Source organism: Klebsiella sp. P1CD1, from assembly GCF_003790505.1.
Taxonomy (GTDB): Bacteria; Pseudomonadota; Gammaproteobacteria; order Enterobacterales; family Enterobacteriaceae; genus Klebsiella; species Klebsiella variicola.
On the sequence record NZ_CP033631.1, the window covers coordinates 3548558 to 3570183 of the forward strand.

Sequence of the window (21626 nt, forward strand, 5' to 3'; positions counted from 1 at the left end):
GGCATGAACATTAACCTCTTTCGCCAGGCCTCCTGGCTGCGTGCCGCAGGCGCCGTCGCGCGCCCTTTCATGCCGCAATCGACGTCAACCGTCCTGCGCAGTGATGCCCAGGCAATACTCTTTTCCGCAAAGAGTTTCGCCGCGGCGATGCTGGCGTACTATCTTGCGCTATCCATCGGTCTGCAAAGGCCTTCGTGGGCCATCATCACTGTCTATATCGTGTCGCAGACCTCGGTGGGCGCATCGCTAAGCCGCAGCGTCTATCGCCTGGTCGGGACCCTCGTCGGCGCGGCGGCCACCGTCTTCATCGTGCCCACCTTCGTTAACCAGCCGATCCTGTGTAGCGCCATGCTGGCGCTATGGATCGCGGGATGCCTGTGTCTGTCGCTGCTTGAGCGCACGCCGCGCGGATACGCTTTTTTGCTGGCGGGCTACACCGCGAGCCTGATTGGTTTCCCCGCCGTCTCCGTGCCCGGGACCATCTTTGACCTCGCGGTCATTCGGGTGGAAGAGATCGCCATCGGTATCTTGTGCGCCGGATTGATTCACCGCTTCGTGCTGCCGGTGCGCATCGCCGGGCGGTTTAACAGCACGCTGGCACAGACGCTGGCAACCGCCCGGCAGCGGATCGCCGATACGCTGGCCGGTAAGCCGGTGGCGGCGGAAACGCTGCGGCTGGCGCTGAGCCTGCAGTTTCTGCAGGGCATCAACCACCATCTTCCCTGGGATGACGACCTCTCGGCTCCCCACCGCCAGGCCAGAAAAGCGATCCACGACCGGCTGGCGCGACTGTTGATTGTTAATGGCGAATTGTATGACCGTTTACAGAGGTGCGGGCAGCCACCTGACGACCTGCAGACGCTGCTAACGGAGGCAGAGGTCTGGCTGAGAGGTCCGGAAGCCGACAGAACGGTGCTCTCCGCCGACGGGCTACTCTCCCGCTGCGAGCCGCTCATCAACCGGTGCGCCCCTGCGCAGACGCTGAACGAGGCGCTGCGCGTTAGCCTGGTGCGCCACCTGGCGGAAGCCATCCGTCTCCTGCAGCAGAGCGAACGGCTGGCGAAGGCGATTTATCACCGCCGATCGCCAACCCTGCCCCCTGACGCCCACGCGGCAAAGGGCTATGTTTTCCATCGCGATCCGCTCAGCGCCCTGCGGACCGCCTTCGGCGCCTTCGTCATCATCCTCAGCGGCTGCCTGATCTGGATAGGCTCCGCCTGGCCCGATGGCGGCACTGCGGTCTCGATCCTCGGGGTCTGCTGTAGCCTGTTCGCCAGCTTCTATGCGCCGGCGGCGCAGCTGGTGAAATACCTGATCGGCTGCGTGTGGGGCGTGCTGTTCAGCCTGCTGTATAGCTTCGCCCTGCTGCCGCAGGTGAGCGAATTTGTCCTGCTGGCGGCGATGCTCGCCCCGGTCTATCTGCTGGCCGGTTCGCTGCAGGCGCGGCCGCCGACCACCTTTATGGCGATGGGCATCACCCTGACGCTGCCGATATTGTGCGAACTGGGCCCCAGTTATCAGGGGGATTTCGCGACGGCGATGAATACCTCTATCGCGCTGTTTGTCGCCATCGGCTATGCCGCGTTTGGTATGCGTCTGCTGCAAACCGTGCAGGCCGATGCCGCTGTCCATCGTCTGCTGACACTGTGCCGTCGCGATATACGCCGCGCCGCGCGGGGCCGACTGGCGCACAATGCCCACCGCTGGACCAACCTGATGATCGACCGGACCGCTTTACTGCTGCCGCGGCTACCGCAGAGCGGGCCAACCGCAGGTCAGCTGCTGGACAAGATGCTGCACGATATTCGTACCGGCCTGGCGGTGATCCACCTGCGCCGTAGCTATCAGCCGGTGGATCGAGAAGCGGCTACCGCTGTGCAGACGCTGCTTGACGCCCTTAGACAGGAGCCGGACATAGAGGCCCTCGCGCAGCCTGTTGACGCGCTGTTAGCCCACGGTTTACCGGCTGATGCCGCCTCACATGAGCGCGCGGAAGCGCTCATTTCCCTGTATTGCGCCTTACACCGGCCTGAGGAGAGCCAAAACCATGCGTGATCTCGCGATGGGCGGGGTATTTTTCCCCGGCCTGCTGGTTGTCGGCCTTGTCGCCCTGCTCGCGACGCTGCTGCTGCAACCGCTTATTTTCTCCGTCCGGGGCCTGGGCCGCTTGCCCTGCCGCCCGCTGTGGGGGCTTTCCCTCTATATCGCACTCTTTTTCCTGCTCCTGCAGGAGGTTAACACGCTGGGGTTTGCCGTATGACAGTCTATCTCACTCTTCTGGGCCGCTACGCCCTGACCTTAGGCGCCGTTGCCGCCGCCGCGCTACTGGCTTTCATTCTCTGGAAACAGGAGGCGCAAACGCCCTGGACCCGCGATGGTCGGGTACGGGCCGACGTGGTGCAGATCGCTCCCGATGTCTCGGGACCGGTGGCCAGCGTGGCGGTAAAAGACAACCAGTGGGTCAATCGGGGAGATGTGCTCTATTCCATCGATCCGCGCTGGCTGAAGCTGGCGGTCAGTAGCGCCCAGGCGGAGGTGGAAGCCCGACGCCAGGAGATGGCGATGCGCCAGGATGCCGCCAGACGACGGGCGCAGATCCAGGGCGTCATCTCCAGCGAAGATCTGAAACAGACCAATAGTGCGGCCAGCGTCGCGGCCGCTAACTACCAGGGCGCGCTGGCGGCACTGGCGCTGGCGCAACTGAATTTAGCGCATGCCACCGTGCGGACGCCGGTGGCCGGGTACGTCACCTATCTGCGGCTACGCCCGGGCGACTATGCCACCGCCGGAGTGACGAAAGTGGCCATTATCGATGGCCAGCGTTTCTGGGTGGTGGGGTATTTTGAAGAGACCCGTCTGCGCCACATCCACGTTGGCGATACCGCACATATCACGCTGATGGGGTATGATCCGGTCATTACCGGCCATGTCGAGAGTATCGGACACGGGATCGGCGATACCAATGATGAGACCGGTGCCCTGGGCCTGCCGGAGGTCGAGCCGACCTTCAGCTGGGTGCGGCTGGCGCAGCGTGTGCCGGTACGCATCCATATCGATACCCTGCCCGAGGGGGTGGAACGGGTCGCCGGCTTGTCCGCGACTGTCTCGGTCATTCCCGCGCGGTTGGCGCGACGCGCCGGCAAATCCTCACCTGCCGGCGCGAATCAGGCTCAGTGATAGCCCTCGCTGCCGGAGACTTTGCCGCGAAAGACGTAATAGCTCCAGGCGGTATACATCAGGATCACCGGGATAATGAGCAGCGCCCCCGGCAGCATAAACACCTGGCTGGAGGGCGGCGCGGCGGCATCCCACAGGGAGATATTCGGTGGGATAATGTTCGGCCAGACGCTGATCCCCAACCCGCTGAAGCCGAGGAAAATCAGGCCCAGCGTCAGGATAAATGGGCGGGCGTGGCTGGCGGGGCGCGCGCTCAGGCGCCAGATCCACAGGCTCAGCGCCAACACCAGAATCGGTACCGGCACGAACCAGAAGAAATTGGGCAGCGTAAACCAGCGCTCCGCCACATAGCGCCAGCCCAACGGCGTCCAGACGCTGACCACCGCGATCACCACCATCAGCGCCAGCAGCACCTTGCGGGTCAGCTCGCGCATCCGCTGCTGCAGCGCGCCTTCGCTTTTCATGATCAACCACGTGGTGCCGAGCAGCAGATAGGCCACCACCAGCCCCAGGCCGCAGAACAGGTTAAAGGGGGTAAGCCAGTCCAGCGTCGAACCGGCGAAGCGGCGGTCAGCCACCGCAAAGCCGTTGATAAACGCGCCGACGACAATCCCCTGGCTGAAAGTCGCCAGCAGCGAGCCGCCGGCGAAGGCATAATCCCAAAAGGTACGATGCGAGGGAACCGCTTTAAAACGAAATTCAAACGCCACGCCGCGAAAAATCAGACCGATGAGCATCGCCGTCAGCGGGATGACCAGCGCATCGGTGATCACCGCATAGGCCAGCGGAAAGGCGCCGAACAGCCCTGCCCCGCCGAGTACCAGCCAGGTTTCATTTCCATCCCAGACGGGCGCCACGCTGTTGACCATCACGTCGCGCTCTTCGCCATCATGCACCACGCTGAACAGCATCCCAATACCCAAATCGAAACCATCCATCACGATATACATCAGCGTGGCGAAGACGATGATGACAAACCAAATCACCGAGATATCGATGCTCATGATGCGTTCTCCTCATCACGCACCGGCTCTGCCGCCGAGAGCGGACGCGCCGGGGTGCCGGCGGTTTGCGAGGTCAGCTCCGACACCGGTTGCGGCCCTTTTTTAATCAGCCGGAAAATGTAGTAATACCCCACGCCAAATACCGCGCAGTAGACCACGATAAACACCAGCAGGCTGATGGCCATCTGCAGCGTGCTGTGCAACGACACCGCATCCCGGGTGCGCAGCAAGCCGTAGATCACCCACGGCTGGCGACCCATCTCGGTGGTCACCCACCCGGCAACCAGGGCAATAAGGCCGGCAGGCCCCATGCAGAGCGCAAACCACTGAAAGGGACGCGAGTGATACAGTCGCCGCCGATAGCGCAGCCAGGCGCTGCAGATCCCTAAGGCGATCATCAACACGCCCATCCCAACCATGATGCGAAACGACCAGAAAACGGCGGGTGAATAGGGTCGATCCTCTTTCGGGAAGTCTTTCAGCGCCGGCACCTGCTTATGCAGACTGTGGGTGAGGATCAGGCTGCCGAGAGCGGGGATCTCGAGGCCATAGCGGGTGCGCTCCTGTTCCATATCCGGCAGGCCAAACAGCAGCAGCGGCGTGGCCTCGCCGGGTCGGTTTTCCCAGTGCCCCTCGATGGCGGCGATCTTCGCTGGCTGATGCTCAAGGGTGTTAAGACCATGCATATCCCCCACCACCGCCTGGATTGGCGCTACCAGCAGCGCCATCCACATCGCCATCGACAGCATTTTGCGGATGGCCGGCGAGTCGTTGCCGCGCAGAAGATGCCACGCGGCAGAGGCCCCGACGAACATGGCGCTGCTGAGAAACGCGGCTATCGCCATATGAAACAAACGATACGGGAACGAGGGGTTAAAGATAATCGCCAGCCAGTCCTGCGGAATGAGATGACCATTTTCGATGGTAAAACCCTGCGGCGTCTGCATCCAGCTGTTGGAGGCGAGGATCCAGAAAGTGGAGACCAGGGTGCCAAGCGCCACCATGCAGGTAGTAAAAAAATGCAGCGCCGGCGGCACTTTATTCCAGCCAAATAGCATCACCCCGAGGAATCCCGCTTCGAGGAAAAAGGCGGTCAGCACTTCGTAAAGCAGCAGCGGGCCGGTAATGCTGCCAGCAAACTGGGAAAATCCGCTCCAGTTGGTGCCGAACTGATAGGACATCACTAATCCGGAGACCACGCCCATCCCAAAATTGACGGCGAAAATTTTCAGCCAGAAATTGTAGAGTGAGCGCCAGACGTTATCCCGGGTTCGCAGCCACATCCCCTCAAGCACCACAAGGTAGCTGGCAAGGCCGATGGTGATGGCCGGAAAGAGGATATGGAAGGAAACGGTAAAGGCGAATTGCAATCGGGCCAGATGAAACGCGTCGAATTCAAACATATTCCACACCCATCATTGTGAATCGCCCCGGCCGCAGCCGGGGCTCATGCGAACATCACTTAGCCGATGAGGAAGTGTTTTGCTTACCGGCGCCGAGTTCGGCGCCGGTCAAAGGATCGCCCTGCGGGTCAGACTGCGTTCGCTTCAGCATCGCTTTGCACAGCGCTTCCTGCTCTGGCGTCAGGCCGACAGTAGCGCCGCCATCTCCGCCATCCACGGCCGGCTGCGGATCCTTGACATAATCGAAGTGTTTGTCACTGTTCCAGCTGCCGCGTACTTCTCCACCTTCAGACATATTGTAGTAGGTGTTAGCGTACTCGCTAATGGGCGGCAGTTTGCCCGGAGGATAGTTGTTGCGAATCGACTGCAGCGCCTTCTCAAAAGAGAGCTGATGCGCCGCTTCGCGGGTCATCAGGAACGCCAGCGCGTCTTTCACGCCGGGATCGTCGGTCACGTTAATCAGGCGTTCATAGACGATCTTCGCCCTCGCCTCCGCCGCGACATTCGACCGCAGGTCGGCGGTGGGTTCGCCGATAGTATCAATGTAGGCCGCCGTCCACGGCACGCCCGCCGAGTTGGTCAGCGGGGTACCGCCGCCGTACAGCAGCGAGGTAATGTGGCTGTCATTGCCGTTGGCGGTGAGTGAACGATAAAGTTCCGCCTCGCTCTCGGTGCCCTCCGCCAGGGCTCCTTTGGCGCCTTTATTCAGCATGCCGACCAGGGTGCCAATGATCTCCAGATGGCTCAGCTCCTCTGTCGCGATATCCATTAGCATATCTTTGCGGCCGGGATCGTCATCGCTTAATCCCTGGGTGAAATAACGACACGCGGCGGCCAGCTCGCCCTGAGGGCCGCCAAACTGTTCGAGCAGTAAATTCGCGAGCCCCGGATTGGGTTCAGCAACGCGCACGGTATACTGCAGTTGTTTCACATGACGAAACATAGGCCTGCCTCCTGGGTTATTTTTTCGCTTCTACGCCGTCCGCATCTGAACGCAGGAGAAACTGCTCCGTGGTCTGAGGGATATGTTTGATCAGCCAGTCGGCCATTTCCCGCTCTTCCGCCAGGATAGCCTCAATAGCCGGGATGGAGGCGGTATCGCCCGCTTTTTCAGCCGCCGCCAGCAGAGAGGTGTAGCAGGCGATCTCAAATTGCTCGAAGACGTACCCGCTGATCGAGCCTTTGACGATTTCATCAGAAGGAAACATTCCGCCGATGGACTGGCCGAGAGCCGCCATTTTACTCATCGAATCTTTAATCACCGAGCGCGAAATGTCGTTGCGGTCGAGGATCTCTTCCAGCACGGTAATTTGCCGTTTGGTCTCATTAATATGCTGTTCAATTCTGGCACGGAGATCCGGATAATTATCGATACGGCCAGCCATCGATTCCAGCATGGATTCTGCCTGCTTTTCCATGGCATGCGCATCGCGTAGCCAGTCATGATAATGTTCAACATGATTCATCGTCATTTCCTCGTGTCAGGGAGCGTTTATTTTTCCGCTTTTTTATTAATGTTACCTACCGCCAAATCGGTTAATTTAACGTCGGTTTGCTTTTCTTCTTCCAGCGTTTCGGCCAGCAATTTGACCGCTTTTTTATAGCCCAGCTGTTCTGCCAGGGTGACCAGGGTGCCGTAACTGGCAATTTCGTAATGCTCGACCTTTTGCGCAGCGGCAATTAGCGCAGCATCTCGTACCTCATTTTTTTCCGTGCTCTCAACGACTTCATTGGCCTCTTCGATTAATCCTTCCATGGCCACGCATTTCATGCGTTTGATTTTCAGGCCGGATTCCTGCTCAATAATCTGGTCAATACGTTCAATCTGGCCCTGGGTTTCTTCGAGATGAGCATTGAACGCCGCGCTGAGTTTTTCACTGGACGCCGCTCTGGCCAGTTTAGCCAGCCCGCGGGTTAATTGTTTCTCTGCGCTGTAGGTATCTGAGAGCAGGTGAATAAATACATCTTCAATGCTTTTCATATTCATAGAAATACCTTCTGGAGTCAGAAAATAACTGCGAGTCTATACAGACTCGCAGGAGATACTTTCACTTCAGGGTGCAAGGAAAAGGATAATCAGGAATTATCGGACTTGCGGCCACCGCCGTGGCTGTTTTGTCCGCCTTTTTTACCCGCTTCGGACGCACGCTGCGGATCATTTTTAAAGTTCCCGCCGCTGTGCTGACCACCTTTACGACCTGCTTCAGAAGCTTTTTCACGGTCTTCAGCAAAATTACCGGAACCACCACGATGCTCTGCCATATTTCACCTCATGTATATCGGTTATGTCAGTACGATACGAAAATATTCCGTATCACTCGTCGTTCGATATTTAACTCTAGCGGGTAATGCTGGTTAGTCAAATTATTATTCCGTTTTCCCGACGTCTTTCAGCAGTAATTCGGAATAATTCTACAACACACATTAAAAATAACCAGACGGCACATCACCGCTAACTTACTGTGTGCAGGGAAATAATACCTGCAGCCCTCGTATTATCGATACAATCGGAGTACTCCTGTTGAGGTATATAACGAAGCGGCGCGGCGAGGCTTCGTCGGCATGAAATTCAGAACTTTTCTAAAGATAACCAATAAAAAAAGCCGCTGGGGGAGCGGCTATCAAATAAAAAAATGGAGCGAATATCATACCTGATTAAGGCTAGCCTTCTTCATCCGAATATGCAAATAACCCAACAAACCAAGCGTGAAATAAGCGAAACGTAAAACACACCCAACAACTGAAATATCACGCAGTTCCATTACTTGTACTCTACGCTTTATTTTTACGGTGGTTTATCGGTGGCCATCGCGTCAGGTCAATATGCCTTTGCACCTGATGCGGTCAGCCGTTCTCTCCAGGAGAATATGCAATGAAAGCACTCACTTATCATGGTCCCCATCATGTCAGCGTCGACACCATGCCCGACCCGGCCCTTGAAGCGCCGGACGATATTATACTGCGCGTCACCGCGACGGCGATTTGCGGTTCCGATCTCCATCTTTACCGCGGAAAGATCCCCGGCACGCATCACGGCGATATTTTCGGCCATGAATTTATGGGGGAAGTGGTGGAAGCGGGTTCCGAGGTCACCGCGGTCCGCAAAGGCGACCGGGTGGTTATCCCGTTTGTGATCGCCTGCGGAGACTGCTTCTTTTGTCGCCTGCAGCAGTATGCCGCCTGCGAAAGCACCAATAGCGGCCAGGGGGCGACACTCAACCGAAAAGGCATTTCGCCACCGGCGGCCCTGTTTGGCTATAGCGATTTGTACGGCGGCATCCCGGGCGGCCAGGCTGAATATGTACGGGTCCCCAAAGCCAATACCGGTCCATTTAAAGTGCCTGACACCTTACCCGATGAAAAGGTGCTGTTTCTGTCAGATATTCTGCCCACCGCCTGGCAGGCTGTAAAAAACGCCGAGGTCAAACCCGGCAGCAGCGTGGCTATTTTTGGCGCCGGCCCGGTAGGCCTGCTGTGCGCCTCCTGCGCCAGGCTCAATGGCGCAGAGCAGATATTTATCATCGATCATAACGATTACCGACTCGATTTCGCGCAGCAGCGCTATGGCGCGATCCCGATAAACTTCGACACCCATGACGACCCGGCGCAGTGGATTATCGATAACACGCCGGGACATCGCGGTGTCGACGCGGTGATTGACGCCGTGGGCTTCGAGGCGAAAGGCAGCCTCACGGAAACCGTCCTCAGCAACCTGAAAATCGAGGGCAGCAGCGGAAAAGCCCTGCGTCAGTGCATCGCCGCCGTGCGCCGCGGCGGTATCGTCAGCGTGCCCGGGGTTTACGCCGGTTTCATTCATGGGTTTATGTTTGGTGATGCCTTTGATAAGGGGCTGACCTTCAGGATGGGGCAAACCCACGTCCATGCCTGGCTGCCGGACCTGCTGGCGCTGATTGAGCAAGGGCTGCTCACCCCGGAGGAGATCGTCACTCACCATATGCCGCTGGAGGAGGCCGCGCGCGGCTATCAGATCTTTGAGAAACGCGAAGAGGCATGCCGCAAAGTCATCCTTGTGCCGGGGATGCAGCCCGGGAAGGCAACGCTTTGAGGCGGAAGTTAATCCGCCCTTCTCGGCAGCCAGTCCGGGCCGTGATATAAAAACAGCATGCGTTGACCCGCCGTCGCTGATACAGCCGTTAACCACAGGAGAAGTTAATGCTCGAGTTACGCCCGAATTGCGAATGCTGTGATAAAGATCTGCCGCCAGACTCACCCGAGGCGTTTATCTGCTCGTTCGAGTGTACTTTTTGCCGGGACTGCATGACGGCGCGGCTGCACGGTCGTTGCCCAAACTGTGGCGGCGAACTGGTGCGGCGCCCTGTGCGTCCGGAAGAGGCGCTGCGGCGGCACCCCGCCTCCACCCTGCGCCGCCATGCACAGTAAAACCGGATGAACTGGCGTGGCAAACGGGAGCCATCGAGCTCCCTTTCTTCATCCTTATTTCTCTGCAGAAAAGTGCCACTCTGCGGCGGTCGATAGCGTCACAAATGGCCCGGCAAGCGTGATATTGTGATGGCCGATAATGTCAGGCGCTGACAACCGTTCGTTATCCATGGTTGAGTGCGCATCCGAGATCAGCACCGTCCGCCATCCCAGCGCCGATGCCGCACGGCAGGTCGTGTCCACGCAGAATTCGGTTTTCATCCCGGCAATAACCAGCTGTTTTACGCCGGCCTGAGCGAGCCGATGCGCAAGGTCAGTGTGCTGGAAACAGGAGGGGTACCTTTTAATAAAGACGATATCCCGCTCGCCGTTAACACCCATCTCAGGCAGCAGTTGGGTTAATGGACTTTGTGCTGAGAACGGAGAATCGTCCGGCCCGGTATGGCGGGCAAAGAAGACGGGCACCTCAGCCTGTCTCGCTTTTTCAATCAGCAGGCAAACGTTCGCCAGAAGCGCATCGGCCTGATACGGAGAAACCGGGCCATGGAAAAGCCCCTGCTGCATATCGATAATTAAAAGGGCATGCTCAGATGAAATCATGATGGGTCTCCATTCAGTGTGTCACGAACGGAGAGGTCTCTCCCCGTCCACATTGGCGGGGAGTGAGGATCTGTTTGTCAGGAGCCGGTCACAGATACGCCCACACCACCGCAGGTTACGGTCGTGGTGGTGGTGACGGTGGTGGTTGGCTGCACTGACGTAATCATTATCTGACCTTCACTGATTCCTTACCGATAAAAGATAAGCACGATTAAAACGGCTCTTTTCTTATAGCATTGAGCAGATACGGATGGCAATTTATGCGCGATCAACGCAGCCGCCAGCACATAAATCCCCCCCTCCACAGAGAAAAGGCAAATCTATGCAACATGCTTATACCAGCCATATCACATGGACCGGCAATCAGGGCACGGGTACTTCGGGTTACAAGGCTTATGCCCGGACCTGGGATATCGCGGTAAAGGGAAAAGAACCCATTCATTGTTCAAATGATCCATTACTTGGCGGCGATCCCGGCAAAATGAACCCGGAAGATCTCCTGCTCTCTTCTCTCTCAGCCTGTCACATGCTGTGGTACTTACATCTGGCCTCCGATGCCGGGATTACGGTCATGGAATATCAGGACTCACCGGTGGCAATGGGTGAAGTATTAAAAGGGGGCGCGGGTCGCTTTATTTCTGCCACCCTCAGGCCGAAAATCACCGTACTACCAGGTACCGATCTCGACGCCGCCACGGCCATTCATCAGCAGATCCATCACGTCTGTTTTATCGCCCGTTCGGTCAATTTCCCGGTCAGTTACCAGCCTGAATTTATTATCTTTAACGCAGAGTAACGCGTTTCTGAAGGGTAATCCGGTGCGCAGGGACGGCGGCTGAGGGTATCCCCCCTCAGCCATACTTCGCTGCAGACCGAAGCATTCTGCTGTGGCCGTCAGTAGACTGCAGGGACATTCACCACGGAGCAGACTGATGATTGCAGTACTTTTTGAGGCCGACGCCTTACCAGAAGCACAGGAAAGATATTTACAGCTTGCGGCCGGGCTGACGCCTTTGCTTTCAGACACGCCGGGGTTTATTGCCATTGAGCGCTTTCAGAGCCTGAGTACGCCCGGCAAAATCCTCTCGCTATCCTGGTGGGAAGATGAAGCATCGGTGGCCAACTGGCAGCAAAATGAGCGGCATCTGGCTGCCCAGCGCGAAGGCAAAGCATCGATTTTTTCATACTACAGAATACGCGTTGCCCGCGTGTTCCGGGATTACGCATCGGATCGAGGAGCACAGTCAGATGTATGACATTCACGTGATTCTCAGCAACACGCCGGGCTCGCTTGGCGCAATGGGTATGGCGCTGGGTAACAACGGCGTGGGGCTCGAAGGCGGCGGCGTATTCACCACGCCTGAGGCCGGACATGCGCATTTTCTGGTGGAAGACGGTGAGAAAGCCCGCAGGGTACTGACCGAGGCCGGCTTTGCCGTCAGCAGTGTATGCCGTCCTCTGATCAGAAAGTTACCTCAGGAACGACCAGGGGAACTGGGCGACATCGCAGACACCCTTGCCCGCAATGGCATTAATATTCTGGTACAGTACAGCGACCACCGTAACCGGCTCATTCTCATTACCGATGATGACACCCGGGCAGCGGAAGTGACCAAAAAATGGGCCATACTCTCTGAATGAATCTCCTGAAAACGCAGCAAGACAGTGAGCCAGAGGAGGCGCTGGAAACCGCTATGGCGATGGTGGCCTCCGCCCTCTCTGACCCCTCAAGGGTCAGTATTCTGTGCGCGCTGATGGATGGGCGCGCATGGACAGCAACCGAACTCAGTACGGTTGCCGAGGTGTCTGCCTCCACCACCAGCGGGCATCTTGCCCGACTGCTCAGCAACGGGCTGGTGGTGTGTCTCGCGCAGGGGCGTCACCGCTATTACCGCCTGGCGGGCGCGCATATCGCCGCGCTGCTGGAAAACCTGATGGGCGTCTCTATGCAGGCGCATAAGACGCTTCTCCCCAGCACGCCGGTTAATCTTCGTTACGCACGCACCTGCTACGACCATCTGGCTGGCGAGCTGGCGGTGAATATTTATGAGTTTATGCTGCGGGAAAAATGGCTGGCGGCAGATGGACTGGCCCTGACATCAGCCGGTAAAGCCCAGCTTGAACGCCTTGGCGCAGTACTGAACACCCGCCCGCGACGTAAGCCTTGCTGTCCCTGTCTTGACTGGAGTGAAAGACGTTTTCATCTGGGAGGCGATGCCGGATCGGCGCTGATGGCACTGTTTGAGCAGAAAGGATGGATAACCCGCGCGCCGGGATATCGGGAAGTGCAAGTGACGGATAGCGGCAGAGCGGCGCTGTCCCGGCTGTTTAATCTGAAGGTGAGCGGATAGCCAAAGCCATTCTCGCTCCTTAGCAGAAAACGAATAATATCCCTGGCGTTTGATCTGCCATCATGCCTGCAAAATCAATCATGCAATATCACTTAACGCGTTATAGCGCAGGCAAACTACAGCAGCTTGTTATAGACGTAAAATTGAGTATCCCGTACAAAGCCATTACGCTCATACAGCGCTTGTGCTCGGGTATTATCTGTCGCGGTACTAAGCATAATAAATGCCGAATCGCTCTCCTTCGCCAGTTGCTCCGCCCGGGAGATTAACGTCTGTGCGACACCGAGCTTGCGAGCGGATTCATCAACAAACAGATCATAAAGTAACCAGATACGCTTCATCTCGAGAGAGCAAAACAAAGGATAGAGTTGCGTAAAGCCTACCGCTTTTCCATCAACCTCGGCGTAAAAAATCACGGATTCATTAAGCTGCAGGCGCTTGAGAAGAAAATCTCTGGCTTGCGATGCGTTTTCTTCGACCTCGTAGAAACGACGATAACCGAGATACAGAGGAAGGAGGGTATCCACATCATGTGGTTGGGCTTGATAAATTTTCATACAAAAACCTCATAACAATTACGCGATTAATTGTATTACAAATAATCCCGATTGTCTGTCCCTTTAGGGGACGAAAGATTTGACTGTTGGATTTACAGGCATCATAAATTCATTAAAGAAAATAAACTATCTCGCATAAAGTCATGCGTAGCCAAACATAATATTTATATGGGCACTTGAACTCTTTTATTTAGTTTAAAATAAGATTTTAAAATCAATTTATAATGTAAAACACACCACTTTTGCGTGTTTTTTATTTTTACGGCAGTATTAGAGAGGATCCCGCATTTCGCTTAAAGTGGCCCATTGAACTCACAGCCAAAAAGGTACCATGATCATCAAGGATGGGGTGAACAAAAGTGGTTTATGAGGTTTTTCGGGAGGGCGTTTTGATAGCCGTTCAAAAACTAATAACAAAAACGGGAACCACAAGGTTCCCGTTTTGACATAATCTGGGGGCCAGATTACATATTCGCGATAATCGCGTCACCAAACTCACTACATTTCAGTGGTTTAGCGCCTTCCATCAGACGTTCAAAGTCATAGGTCACGGTCTTAGCGGCGATTAGGAAGCACACCATTTGAACGCAGAGACGAAGCCGAAGGTTTTTTGATTGTGACCGCTGCAGCTGATCAAGGACTCGTAGACATTCACGACCGCCGGCCACTGGTTTTGTCACCGGAGGCAGCACGCGAATGGATGCGCCACGATATAGGAGGGAAGGAAGCAGAAATGATAGCAGCCGACGGAGCAGTGCCCGCCGACAAGTTTATCTGGCACGCCGTGACGCGGGCCGTGGGTAATGTCAAGAATCAGGGGCCTGAATTGATTGAGACTATCAAAAGCCTATAGCTTTGATGACGTCCGAAATGTGCTGTGAGTTCAACCGATGGATGCAACACATTGATTGAACCGCTCTGCGGGTGATTCATAGTCTAGCGTTTTTCTCGGCCTCTCGTTGAACTGTCTGTCGACACTGTTTAGTCTTTGTTGGCTGTGAACTGATAAGTCAGTTTCTTTTGGAAAATACTATCTGAGTAATTTTCTTCCGCTTCTGAGGCATTGCTCCAGCTCTTTTTTTATGCCCCCTGAGACTGCCCTGATGCAACTTCTATGCAATGATTTTACACAATGTTGAGCATTAAATTAGCTTGCAAGGTTTTGGTCTCCACACATTTCCCCACGCAGCTGCATCGGCTTTTACTGCACGGTATTGTTTTGCACAACCGTACCTTTTGATCTCGCGGCTAATCGTTGATAGTGCTCTTAATAATTTGGCAGCGATGTCCGTGATACTGAGGTTTGCTACCAGTCCTCTGGATATATCCTCGCTTTCATCAAGCGAAAGCGCTAATCGGTGCCGCTTTCGCACGGGTAGAGAGCAAACCCAGGCTACTCATCATAAGTAGCCTGTATAACTATTGAGACTTTTAGCTCGCAATTATTTTTTCTCAAACTGATAAGCAAACTGCATAATTTTCAGGTCGTCTCCAGCTTTCCCCATAAATGAAAAACCAACGGGGACGTTTCCGACAGCTTTCCCGGCCGGAACTGTAATCTCAGGGAATCCAGTTGAAGAGGCTATATATGAAGCTGCATAGCTATCAACAGACTTGCAGATATAATTTTTATCACTTTTACCGTGAATCACAGAGGCAGGACAACTCATTGTTGGAAAAATGATGGCATCATATCCACCCTCTTGCACTATTTTTAACAATTCACTGCGAAGGTGTGGAATTCTTTGAGTAAGAATTCCAATATATTCAGGTGAGTCTGTTGTGGTAGTGCCAATACTTTCAATAAGCCCTTTATAACGACCTGGATTTATTGTTTTTTTGCCATTATCGGTCAATTTATTAAGTACGGATAAAAATTCAGTACTGTTTTTAGGCTGATCATTACCCAGCGTAGCAAGATAAGCATCAAACTGAGGACGGAATTCAGCTGTACCTACCGGCCCTAAAACCAGGCTCCATAGGTTCTCAAACTCCGCAGGCAGATGTATATGCGTAACTGATGCACCATCGTGTATTAGCTGATTTACCGCTTCATTTTTAATACGGTCTACATCTGGATTCCCTCCGTCAAAGTTATCCAGCACAGCAAATTTTTTCCCTTTAAGACTGCCGGAAGCAACAGAGTGGCTGAAGTTATCTACTGGCTGCTTCACAAATTCAGTGGCTCTGTCATTCGGATCCATTCCGCGAATAGCATCAAGCACAATAGCCTGATCACTGACTGTACGGGTAATTGCCCCTACATTGTCCGCTGTCAGAGACAGTGGAATAACCCCGGAACGACTGGTTAATCCGAGAGTGGGTCTAAGGCCAACCGTTCCGGTCACACTTGCGGGCCCACGAATTGAACCACTGGTGTCTGTGCCCAGAGCAAAAGGCGCAAACCCGGCAGCAACTGCTGCAGCAGAACCACTGCTCGAACCGGATGTATCACGAAGAGGATTATAAGGGTTAACTGTTTGCCCACCGACTGAACTGTATCCCATCCATCCATAAGATGCCGCCAGTTCTGACATGTTGGCTTTACCAATAAGAATTGCTCCTTCATTGAGTAACTTCTCTATGACAAAAGCATTCTTAGCGGGTTTGTTAGTCTCAAGGGCAAGGTTTCCACCGGTGGTAAGAATGTCTTTAGTATCGAAGTTATCTTTGGCGATGAAAGGAATACCAGCCAAGGGAGCGTTTGCCTTACCTCCATGATCAGCTTCATCCCACGCTTTTGCCTGTGACAGTGCATCAGGATTCAGTGTTATCAATGCTTTGATTTTTTTACCTTGACGATCGTCTTTATTAATCGCAGCCATATAGGCACTGACAATCTGCTCTGAAGTAATATCTTTTTTATCCAGAGCACTACGTAGTTCCGATAAGTTCATTTTGGTAATTTGAGAATCACTTAGCGTTGACGCAGCAAATGAACCACCTGAAAAACCAAGAATAATTGCAGAAATCAATAAATTTTTTCTAAACATTTTCTATCCAAAGAATAATAAGGGCCCATAGCTCAAGCAATTTTCGTGCCAAAAAAAATAACGAGCGTTGAACGGCTTTAATGTGTGTTATCAATGATTTTTAAAAGCATTTTGCACTAAAAAATAAGCACTCGCCCTAAATTAGGGCAAACACTGGCATTGAGGGGTATTAGCCTGATTCTTATTATATCTAAGGCAGTATGAATTACTTTCATGTCGAAATATCTGTAGGACGACCGCCACGTATTTGGCCAGGCTACTTCCGCTCCTCGCTTTAAGCGGACTGTAGTAGCACAATCACTAATGTTAATGGCTGAGTCACCTGACTTTGAGCAGGTCACAGAACCTCGAGTATAGCGAGGCGAAAGCATTTCTCGCTTCATCTGCCAGGCAGTCTGGATCCCCTGCCCTGCAAAATACAGAGTTCCTCTTCCGTTTTTCGCATTGAGATGGTCGAGACTTCCATCAGTTTGGCACTATTCTGCCGCGTTGCATTGTCATCGAACAGATTTAGTTGAGCCACGCCCTGGCTGTAGAATTCTTCCAGCATTACTCCTGCTTTCTGGTAACGATGCCCGTCTCGCCAGTAATGCTAAAAACTTACTTCCGGTTACTTTATTAGTGTGTAGCCGGTAACTGCGGCTACGTCTGCTCATCGCTCAAAAGGGACAACCATACACAAATCACCCACATTGCGGGAGATTTAAGTATCTTATGCCCAGGCTTTTGATATTTCAGATGAACTGGTAACAAAAGCATGTTGAGGTAGAATTTTTTCAAGCAAAAACACATTGGTTTCATGATCTGGATCTGCGCAGCAATCCTTCACAATGATAAGGCGGTAATCCAGGTCAAACGCTTGCCCGACCGTAGAAAGCACAACTCCACTGGTCGTCACACCGGTAAGGATCAGGTTTTCGATGCCTTGAGCACGAAGGATCATCTCAAGTTCGGTAAACGAGAATGCGCCGACTCTGCGTTTAACGATGACGGTCTCATTCTCTGCCGGAGCTACATGGGGATGAATAGCTGTGCTCTCATTGTCAGCCATAAAAATTCCATTCTCTTTAATCGAAGAGAAGATAGTGTTGTTTTTGCTGACCTCGGGATATCCTTTGCGGAATCCGACACTGACATAAATGACCGGTACGCCTACAGCGCGCGCAGCGGCTATCAGTGATGCGGTATTGCGGATAACGTTTCCAGCGCTTTCTTGCGGGAGGAAATTGTTAAGGATAATCGTCTGAAAATCCATAACCAGTAGGGCGCTGTTTTTACTGATGTTACTGAGTTGATTAGACATAAAATTTCCTTAATGTGTAGTTGAAAGGTAATGAAGTCAGTCAGCGCGTTGCTGACTGGCGATGTATTTTTAAATTCCAGGCAGCTCCGGCTAGCAGGATGCAGCTGGTTGCCAGGAAGACGGCGGGCATACCGATATGCCCTCCGACAAAGCCTCCAATCAGCGGCCCAATGAACTGGCCAGCGAACTGCGCTGCGACGGAATAGCCAAGAATGCTGCCCACCGTGCCTTCTGGTACGCGGTGTCGTATCACTGCTGCAATACAAGGCAATAAGCCTCCAAGCGCCAGGCCCATAAGGAAACGCAGGGCGATCAGTTGCCACCCGGAAGTGACAAATGCCTGCGGGATCAGCAGTAAACCGGCCGCAGTCAGCGCCAGCGTGATAATGCGTAAATGTCCTAACCTGTCCGCCAGTTTTCCAAGCCATGAGGCAGAAATAATGCTGCCCAGAGCCGCTGCAGCCATCACATATCCCGCAACTTTCGTTATCTGAGAAGCCTCGCTGACGAGGGTGCGCACATAGACCGTGATAATGGGTTCTATCGACATATTGGCCAGCATCAGTAGCAGACCGGTGCAAAGCATGCAGACAATCACAGAACGGTGAGGCAACTGAGACCAACTCACTCGCTTTTTCGCCGCAGCATCTGTATTCGGTTGCACCCCTTCCCGGATGAGAGTGAGGGTCATGATAAAAGCCAGAAATATTAGCGCGCCTGCGAAAAAAAACGTGGACCGAATACCAATCAGAGCAGGCAACCAACCGCCGGCAAGTGGGCCAACCAGATTACCTGCCATAACACCGGATGAAACGATCCCAAGCGCCCAAGCGGCACGCTCTCTGGGTGCCTGGACCGCTATAAGAATGGTTGCGCCGGAGGAATAACCGCCAGCCAGGCCAACTAACAATCTCAAACCGACAAGTTGCCAGATATTTGTCACCAAACCCATAAGTGAAACAGTAATTGCCATACCAAGACTGGCTCTTACAAGCATAGATTTGCGCCCATACCTGTCCCCCAGTTTCCCCCAGACTGGGGCGATCAATCCGGCAGTAATAAATGTTGCGCTGAATGCCACGCCAGACCATTGAACTACCTCTGAGTGCCCATGAACTCCGAGCTCTTCAACATAGAGTGGTAGGAAGGGGAGCATCAGGGTCATTGCAAAGACGGTTGAGAAGGAGCCGATAAAACAGACCAGCAGATTACGTTGCCAGTAACTGTTGTATGATTGTGTCATATGAAAGCCTTCGTTGGTACACCGTTTTGGTATACCATACGGATTCCCCCATTTACTGTCAATTGCCAGGAGAGTATTGCCACCATGAGTCAAGCATCAGAGGTCGAAAGCCAGCTAAGAAAAATGATCCTCAGAATGGATTTAGGACCCGGAGAAAGACTGACTGAACGATGGGCAGAGGCTAGTTTTAACGCATCGCGAACCCCTGTTCGTGCTGCATTACAAAAATTAGAATCAGAGGGACTTGTCTGCCGGGAAGGATTGCGTTGGATAGTGGCGCCCATTGATGTAAAAGAGGTGGAACAATTGTGTATTTACCGTGAGGTGCTAGAAGTGGCTGCCGTTCGCCTGTCGGCTAACCTGATATCCAAAGAGCACCTGGACAGTTTGGAAGCACTGTTCGTGGATTGCGATCAAGATGATTCGGAAAAGGATCTCAATGACGCTGGAAGTCAGTTTCACCTACAACTGGCAGGTTTCTGTGGTAATACCTTTATCATAGAAGGTATTGAGGATTCCCTTAGACGATTATCCCGCGCGCGCTGGTTGGATAAAGAGCCCACTAACCCAGCATGGAAAGAGCACGTAGAGATTGTTAGCGCCCTCAGGGGTCAGGAAACAGATAAAGCGGCAGCATTACTTTCCCGACATCTGAGCGACAGTCGTAAGCGTCTTCTGGAATCAATTAATTCAACCCGTCGCAGCCTCCGGGCCCGTGGGATCGTTATTACAAACTAGTCGGTTCAACACAATGAAATACGGGTGGGTGCGGCCAAAGGTCAAAAAAGGCGCTCAACGAGCGCCAAAAACCTACAGCAAACCTGTTCAAATGCTAAATACCCAGCTCGCATTTAACCCATGCGCGCGCTTTTTTTACTGTCTCTAAAGGTGGTGCTTTTTCAGGATCCTGTTCGGCTTCTATGATAATCCAGCCTTCGTAGGTTGAGTTTTTAAGAAAATGAATAACCGGAGCGTAATTAACTACCCCCTCGCCTGGCACAGTAAAAAGACCGGCTCTTACTGCATCATTGAAGCTCAGGTTATTGTTAATGACGTTATCGAGTACTTCGCCACGAACATCTTTTAGATGGACATGTGCCACACGGTTGCCATAATTTTCAAGTACCCATTCGATATCTACGCCTGCCGCGGTTGCATGCCCACAGTCCAGGACGATGCCGACTAAGTCATGAGTCGCTTTCAGGAAGGCTTTCAGCTCATCGTCGGTTTCAACAACCATCATCAAATGGTGATGATAAGCCAGACGTAAACCATAGTTATTCAATAAAGAGACGGCCAACTTATTCACTTTTTCTGCGTACTGAGGCAGATCAATATGTCCTAACGCAGGAGATTTCGACAGGGGCTCATCGAGTGGCGTGAGTCCGGGCATTGCACCGCACTCACCATATACCATGACTTTCGCACCCAGTGATTTCAATAACATGGCATGATCGTGTACCGCTGCTAACTCATCCTCAAAACTTCGTTCAGCCATCAGGCCATTATACCAACCAGAGGCAAGCTTCAGCTTAGCTTGATTCAGTAATGGCTCAAGTGTGTCGATGGTTCGCGGAAACTTTCGGCCAAGTTCAATTCCTTCGTAGCCAGCCACCGCCGCTTCTGCCAGACAGGTTTCCAATGGGATATCGCCACCAAGATCTTCGAGTACATCGTTAGTCCAGGAGAGCGGGCTAACGCCAACATGAATACGTGTTGATACGTTCATCGTTCTATCCTTTACAATAAATGCATCGCTTCCTTAGCTTAGAAGCGATGCAAAATGAGCGCCTAAAGATGTTAACTCTTATAGCGTGAACGCTTCGCGGAAGGCTTCAAGTGCGACGATGGAATCACCTGATGCCCAACCTTCCATCGCGACCACGCCTTGATAGTTAATCCCTTTCAATGCGCGGGCTACAGCCTTATAGTTGATCTCACCGGTACCCGGCTCTTTACGGCCCGGCACATCGGCAACCTGAATTTCACCGATATGTTTCTCACATTTGCGGATAAGCTCGACCAGGTTACCTTCACCGATCTGCGCGTGATAAATATCCAGATTCATTTTCAGGTATGGGCTGTTCACTGCGCACACCAGGGCCATAGTATCCTCTGCTTTAGCGAAAGGTGTTCCCGGATGATCAACGGCGGTATTTAGGTTTTCCAAAGTGAATACCTTGCCTGCTTTCTCCCCCATAGCGGCAAGGGCATCCAGCGTCTTTTTCGCTTTCAGCCACATTTCACCCGTTACAATTTCAACAGGTTTCACCGGCAGACCAACATTGTTCAGTCCTGTACCGTGCAAGTTGAGAGACGGGCAGCCAAGGCGTCGAGCGGCCTCGAGTGACTGACTGGCGCTGGAAAGCAGGTGATCAATTTCTTCATCATCGGTCAGGTTGCCAGAGATGTAGCCTGTCATTGAGGTAAAGCGGGCACCGGTTTTCACCAGCGCATCAATATCTTTTTGGGTCCAGTCCCAAATCTCCACGCCAAAGCCCATAGCGTGAATGCGTTCAACGCGCTCAATAAATGGCAGATCAAGGAATACCATTTCAGCGCAGACCGACAGTGAGTAAGTAGGCATATTTTAA

The 21626-nt window shown here is 53.4% G+C and carries 22 protein-coding genes and 5 pseudogenes; 11 read left to right on the forward strand and 16 right to left on the reverse strand.

The annotated features are described in order from the left end of the window. Positions 1–3: 3 nt before the first annotated feature. From DTA24_RS17690 to DTA24_RS17700, 3 genes are read left to right on the forward strand one after another with little or no spacing between them, the layout of a single operon-like run. Entirely contained in the window at positions 4–2055 is a 2052-nt protein-coding gene (locus DTA24_RS17690) for an FUSC family protein (RefSeq protein WP_123836985.1), read from the forward strand. Further along, a complete protein-coding gene (locus tag DTA24_RS17695; RefSeq protein ID WP_012968537.1) occupies positions 2048–2260 on the forward strand; it encodes a DUF1656 domain-containing protein in 213 nt (70 codons plus the stop codon). The genes DTA24_RS17690 and DTA24_RS17695 overlap by 8 nt, the downstream gene beginning before the upstream one ends. Continuing rightward, positions 2257–3177, forward strand: a complete 921-nt coding sequence (locus DTA24_RS17700; RefSeq protein WP_114500341.1) for an HlyD family secretion protein — start codon at positions 2257–2259, stop codon at positions 3175–3177. The genes DTA24_RS17695 and DTA24_RS17700 overlap by 4 nt, the downstream gene beginning before the upstream one ends. Here the strand turns inward: DTA24_RS17700 and cydB are convergent. From cydB to DTA24_RS17730, 6 genes are all read right to left on the reverse strand, one after another. Then, a complete protein-coding gene (cydB, locus tag DTA24_RS17705) occupies positions 3171–4181 on the reverse strand; it encodes a cytochrome d ubiquinol oxidase subunit II (RefSeq protein WP_012542144.1) in 1011 nt (336 codons plus the stop codon). The genes DTA24_RS17700 and cydB overlap by 7 nt on opposite strands. Continuing rightward, the gene (locus DTA24_RS17710; RefSeq protein WP_039103088.1) at positions 4178–5584 is read right to left on the reverse strand and encodes a cytochrome ubiquinol oxidase subunit I; all 1407 of its coding nucleotides are present in this window, start codon (positions 5582–5584) and stop codon (positions 4178–4180) included. The genes cydB and DTA24_RS17710 overlap by 4 nt, the downstream gene beginning before the upstream one ends. Positions 5585–5639: 55 nt before the next feature. After that, entirely contained in the window at positions 5640–6527 is an 888-nt protein-coding gene (locus tag DTA24_RS17715) for a manganese catalase family protein (protein ID WP_032735269.1), read from the reverse strand. A gap of 16 nt (positions 6528–6543) precedes the next feature. Continuing rightward, entirely contained in the window at positions 6544–7050 is a 507-nt protein-coding gene (locus DTA24_RS17720; protein ID WP_008807706.1) for a ferritin-like domain-containing protein, read from the reverse strand. A gap of 26 nt (positions 7051–7076) precedes the next feature. Continuing rightward, entirely contained in the window at positions 7077–7571 is a 495-nt protein-coding gene (locus DTA24_RS17725) for a ferritin-like domain-containing protein (RefSeq protein ID WP_008807707.1), read from the reverse strand. An 89-nt stretch (positions 7572–7660) separates the two neighbouring features. Further along, positions 7661–7846 carry a general stress protein gene (locus DTA24_RS17730; protein ID WP_004150795.1) on the reverse strand — a complete coding sequence of 62 codons (186 nt, stop codon included), beginning with the start codon at positions 7844–7846 and terminating at the stop codon, positions 7661–7663. 610 nt (positions 7847–8456) lie between these two features. Here DTA24_RS17730 and DTA24_RS17735 point away from each other — a divergent pair. Both DTA24_RS17735 and DTA24_RS17740 read left to right on the forward strand, forming a co-directional pair. Further along, complete coding sequence (locus tag DTA24_RS17735; protein ID WP_008807708.1) at positions 8457–9650, forward strand: zinc-dependent alcohol dehydrogenase; 1194 nt, start codon at positions 8457–8459, stop codon at positions 9648–9650. Between the two features lie 107 nt (positions 9651–9757). Then, positions 9758–9985 (forward strand): DUF1272 domain-containing protein, encoded by a 228-nt coding sequence (locus DTA24_RS17740; RefSeq protein WP_012542149.1) that lies wholly within the window; start codon positions 9758–9760, stop codon positions 9983–9985. Between the two features lie 54 nt (positions 9986–10039). On the opposite strand, the gene DTA24_RS17745 is transcribed toward DTA24_RS17740, so the two are convergent. Continuing rightward, the gene (locus tag DTA24_RS17745; protein ID WP_012968540.1) at positions 10040–10585 is read right to left on the reverse strand and encodes a cysteine hydrolase family protein; all 546 of its coding nucleotides are present in this window, start codon (positions 10583–10585) and stop codon (positions 10040–10042) included. Positions 10586–10907: 322 nt separating this feature from the next. On the opposite strand from DTA24_RS17745, the gene DTA24_RS17750 reads away from it, so the two are divergent. From DTA24_RS17750 to DTA24_RS17765, 4 genes are all read left to right on the forward strand, one after another. Next, positions 10908–11381, forward strand: a complete 474-nt coding sequence (locus DTA24_RS17750; protein ID WP_023322375.1) for an OsmC family protein — start codon at positions 10908–10910, stop codon at positions 11379–11381. Positions 11382–11517: 136 nt separating this feature from the next. Then, positions 11518–11841 (forward strand): antibiotic biosynthesis monooxygenase family protein, encoded by a 324-nt coding sequence (locus DTA24_RS17755; RefSeq protein WP_008807712.1) that lies wholly within the window; start codon positions 11518–11520, stop codon positions 11839–11841. Further along, positions 11834–12226: an amino acid-binding protein gene (locus tag DTA24_RS17760; protein ID WP_032732783.1), complete on the forward strand. Its 393-nt coding sequence runs from the start codon at positions 11834–11836 to the stop codon at positions 12224–12226. The genes DTA24_RS17755 and DTA24_RS17760 overlap by 8 nt, the downstream gene beginning before the upstream one ends. Then, positions 12223–12936 (forward strand): ArsR/SmtB family transcription factor, encoded by a 714-nt coding sequence (locus tag DTA24_RS17765; RefSeq protein ID WP_023339917.1) that lies wholly within the window; start codon positions 12223–12225, stop codon positions 12934–12936. The genes DTA24_RS17760 and DTA24_RS17765 overlap by 4 nt, the downstream gene beginning before the upstream one ends. A 116-nt stretch (positions 12937–13052) precedes the next feature. Here DTA24_RS17765 and DTA24_RS17770 read toward each other — a convergent pair whose 3' ends face one another. After that, positions 13053–13493: a GNAT family N-acetyltransferase gene (locus DTA24_RS17770; protein ID WP_023339916.1), complete on the reverse strand. Its 441-nt coding sequence runs from the start codon at positions 13491–13493 to the stop codon at positions 13053–13055. Positions 13494–13957: 464 nt separating this feature from the next. Continuing rightward, a pseudogene (locus tag DTA24_RS29115) lies at positions 13958–14059 on the reverse strand (hypothetical protein); the annotation flags it as partial. Between DTA24_RS29115 and DTA24_RS17780 the strand changes: the two are divergent. After that, positions 14059–14346: pseudogene (locus tag DTA24_RS17780) on the forward strand (SOS response-associated peptidase family protein); the annotation flags it as partial. The pseudogenes DTA24_RS29115 and DTA24_RS17780 sit on opposite strands and share 1 nt — an antisense overlap. Positions 14347–14376: 30 nt before the next feature. Here DTA24_RS17780 and DTA24_RS17785 read toward each other — a convergent pair. The 5 genes and pseudogenes from DTA24_RS17785 to DTA24_RS17805 all read right to left on the reverse strand — a co-directional run. Further along, positions 14377–14869 (reverse strand): annotated as a pseudogene (locus tag DTA24_RS17785) (helix-turn-helix domain-containing protein); the annotation flags it as partial. A gap of 66 nt (positions 14870–14935) precedes the next feature. Beyond that, entirely contained in the window at positions 14936–16486 is a 1551-nt protein-coding gene (locus tag DTA24_RS17790) for an amidase (RefSeq protein ID WP_012968545.1), read from the reverse strand. Between the two features lie 318 nt (positions 16487–16804). Further along, positions 16805–17072: pseudogene (locus DTA24_RS17795) on the reverse strand (DUF4113 domain-containing protein); the annotation flags it as partial. 56 nt (positions 17073–17128) lie between these two features. Continuing rightward, positions 17129–17741: pseudogene (locus DTA24_RS17800) on the reverse strand (cysteine hydrolase family protein). A gap of 88 nt (positions 17742–17829) precedes the next feature. Beyond that, complete coding sequence (locus tag DTA24_RS17805) at positions 17830–19032, reverse strand: MFS transporter (RefSeq protein ID WP_110219701.1); 1203 nt, start codon at positions 19030–19032, stop codon at positions 17830–17832. Positions 19033–19116: 84 nt separating this feature from the next. On the opposite strand from DTA24_RS17805, the gene DTA24_RS17810 reads away from it, so the two are divergent. Further along, the gene (locus DTA24_RS17810; protein WP_042948409.1) at positions 19117–19770 is read left to right on the forward strand and encodes a GntR family transcriptional regulator; all 654 of its coding nucleotides are present in this window, start codon (positions 19117–19119) and stop codon (positions 19768–19770) included. A gap of 94 nt (positions 19771–19864) precedes the next feature. Here the strand turns inward: DTA24_RS17810 and iolE are convergent, their stop codons facing one another. Together iolE and DTA24_RS17820 are read right to left on the reverse strand one after the other, a co-directional pair. Then, entirely contained in the window at positions 19865–20761 is an 897-nt protein-coding gene (gene iolE / locus DTA24_RS17815; RefSeq protein ID WP_023339912.1) for a myo-inosose-2 dehydratase, read from the reverse strand. Between the two features lie 78 nt (positions 20762–20839). Then, on the reverse strand, positions 20840–21619 hold the full coding sequence (locus DTA24_RS17820; RefSeq protein WP_012968551.1) for a TIM barrel protein: 780 nt from the start codon (positions 21617–21619) through the stop codon (positions 20840–20842). Between the last annotated feature and the right edge of the window lie 7 nt (positions 21620–21626).

What these genes read in the sequence shown, in the direction of transcription:
- DTA24_RS17755 (WP_008807712.1), top strand. Translation starts at nt 11,518, where the DNA reads ATGATTGCAGTACTTTTTGAGGCCGACGCCTTACCAGAAGCACAGGAA.
- DTA24_RS17765 (WP_023339917.1), top strand. Translation starts at nt 12,223, where the DNA reads ATGAATCTCCTGAAAACGCAGCAAGACAGTGAGCCAGAGGAGGCGCTG.
- DTA24_RS17735 (WP_008807708.1), top strand. Translation starts at nt 8,457, where the DNA reads ATGAAAGCACTCACTTATCATGGTCCCCATCATGTCAGCGTCGACACC.
- DTA24_RS17805 (WP_110219701.1), bottom strand. Translation starts at nt 19,032, where the DNA reads ATGACACAATCATACAACAGTTACTGGCAACGTAATCTGCTGGTCTGT.
- DTA24_RS17725 (WP_008807707.1), bottom strand. Translation starts at nt 7,571, where the DNA reads ATGAATATGAAAAGCATTGAAGATGTATTTATTCACCTGCTCTCAGAT.
- DTA24_RS17720 (WP_008807706.1), bottom strand. Translation starts at nt 7,050, where the DNA reads ATGAATCATGTTGAACATTATCATGACTGGCTACGCGATGCGCATGCC.
- DTA24_RS17810 (WP_042948409.1), top strand. Translation starts at nt 19,117, where the DNA reads ATGAGTCAAGCATCAGAGGTCGAAAGCCAGCTAAGAAAAATGATCCTC.
- DTA24_RS17710 (WP_039103088.1), bottom strand. Translation starts at nt 5,584, where the DNA reads ATGTTTGAATTCGACGCGTTTCATCTGGCCCGATTGCAATTCGCCTTT.
- DTA24_RS17690 (WP_123836985.1), top strand. Translation starts at nt 4, where the DNA reads ATGAACATTAACCTCTTTCGCCAGGCCTCCTGGCTGCGTGCCGCAGGC.
- cydB (WP_012542144.1), bottom strand. Translation starts at nt 4,181, where the DNA reads ATGAGCATCGATATCTCGGTGATTTGGTTTGTCATCATCGTCTTCGCC.
- iolE (WP_023339912.1), bottom strand. Translation starts at nt 20,761, where the DNA reads ATGAACGTATCAACACGTATTCATGTTGGCGTTAGCCCGCTCTCCTGG.
- DTA24_RS17760 (WP_032732783.1), top strand. Translation starts at nt 11,834, where the DNA reads ATGTATGACATTCACGTGATTCTCAGCAACACGCCGGGCTCGCTTGGC.
- DTA24_RS17820 (WP_012968551.1), bottom strand. Translation starts at nt 21,619, where the DNA reads ATGCCTACTTACTCACTGTCGGTCTGCGCTGAAATGGTATTCCTTGAT.
- DTA24_RS17740 (WP_012542149.1), top strand. Translation starts at nt 9,758, where the DNA reads ATGCTCGAGTTACGCCCGAATTGCGAATGCTGTGATAAAGATCTGCCG.
- DTA24_RS17790 (WP_012968545.1), bottom strand. Translation starts at nt 16,486, where the DNA reads ATGTTTAGAAAAAATTTATTGATTTCTGCAATTATTCTTGGTTTTTCA.
- DTA24_RS17730 (WP_004150795.1), bottom strand. Translation starts at nt 7,846, where the DNA reads ATGGCAGAGCATCGTGGTGGTTCCGGTAATTTTGCTGAAGACCGTGAA.
- DTA24_RS17745 (WP_012968540.1), bottom strand. Translation starts at nt 10,585, where the DNA reads ATGATTTCATCTGAGCATGCCCTTTTAATTATCGATATGCAGCAGGGG.
- DTA24_RS17770 (WP_023339916.1), bottom strand. Translation starts at nt 13,493, where the DNA reads ATGAAAATTTATCAAGCCCAACCACATGATGTGGATACCCTCCTTCCT.
- DTA24_RS17750 (WP_023322375.1), top strand. Translation starts at nt 10,908, where the DNA reads ATGCAACATGCTTATACCAGCCATATCACATGGACCGGCAATCAGGGC.
- DTA24_RS17700 (WP_114500341.1), top strand. Translation starts at nt 2,257, where the DNA reads ATGACAGTCTATCTCACTCTTCTGGGCCGCTACGCCCTGACCTTAGGC.
- DTA24_RS17695 (WP_012968537.1), top strand. Translation starts at nt 2,048, where the DNA reads ATGCGTGATCTCGCGATGGGCGGGGTATTTTTCCCCGGCCTGCTGGTT.
- DTA24_RS17715 (WP_032735269.1), bottom strand. Translation starts at nt 6,527, where the DNA reads ATGTTTCGTCATGTGAAACAACTGCAGTATACCGTGCGCGTTGCTGAA.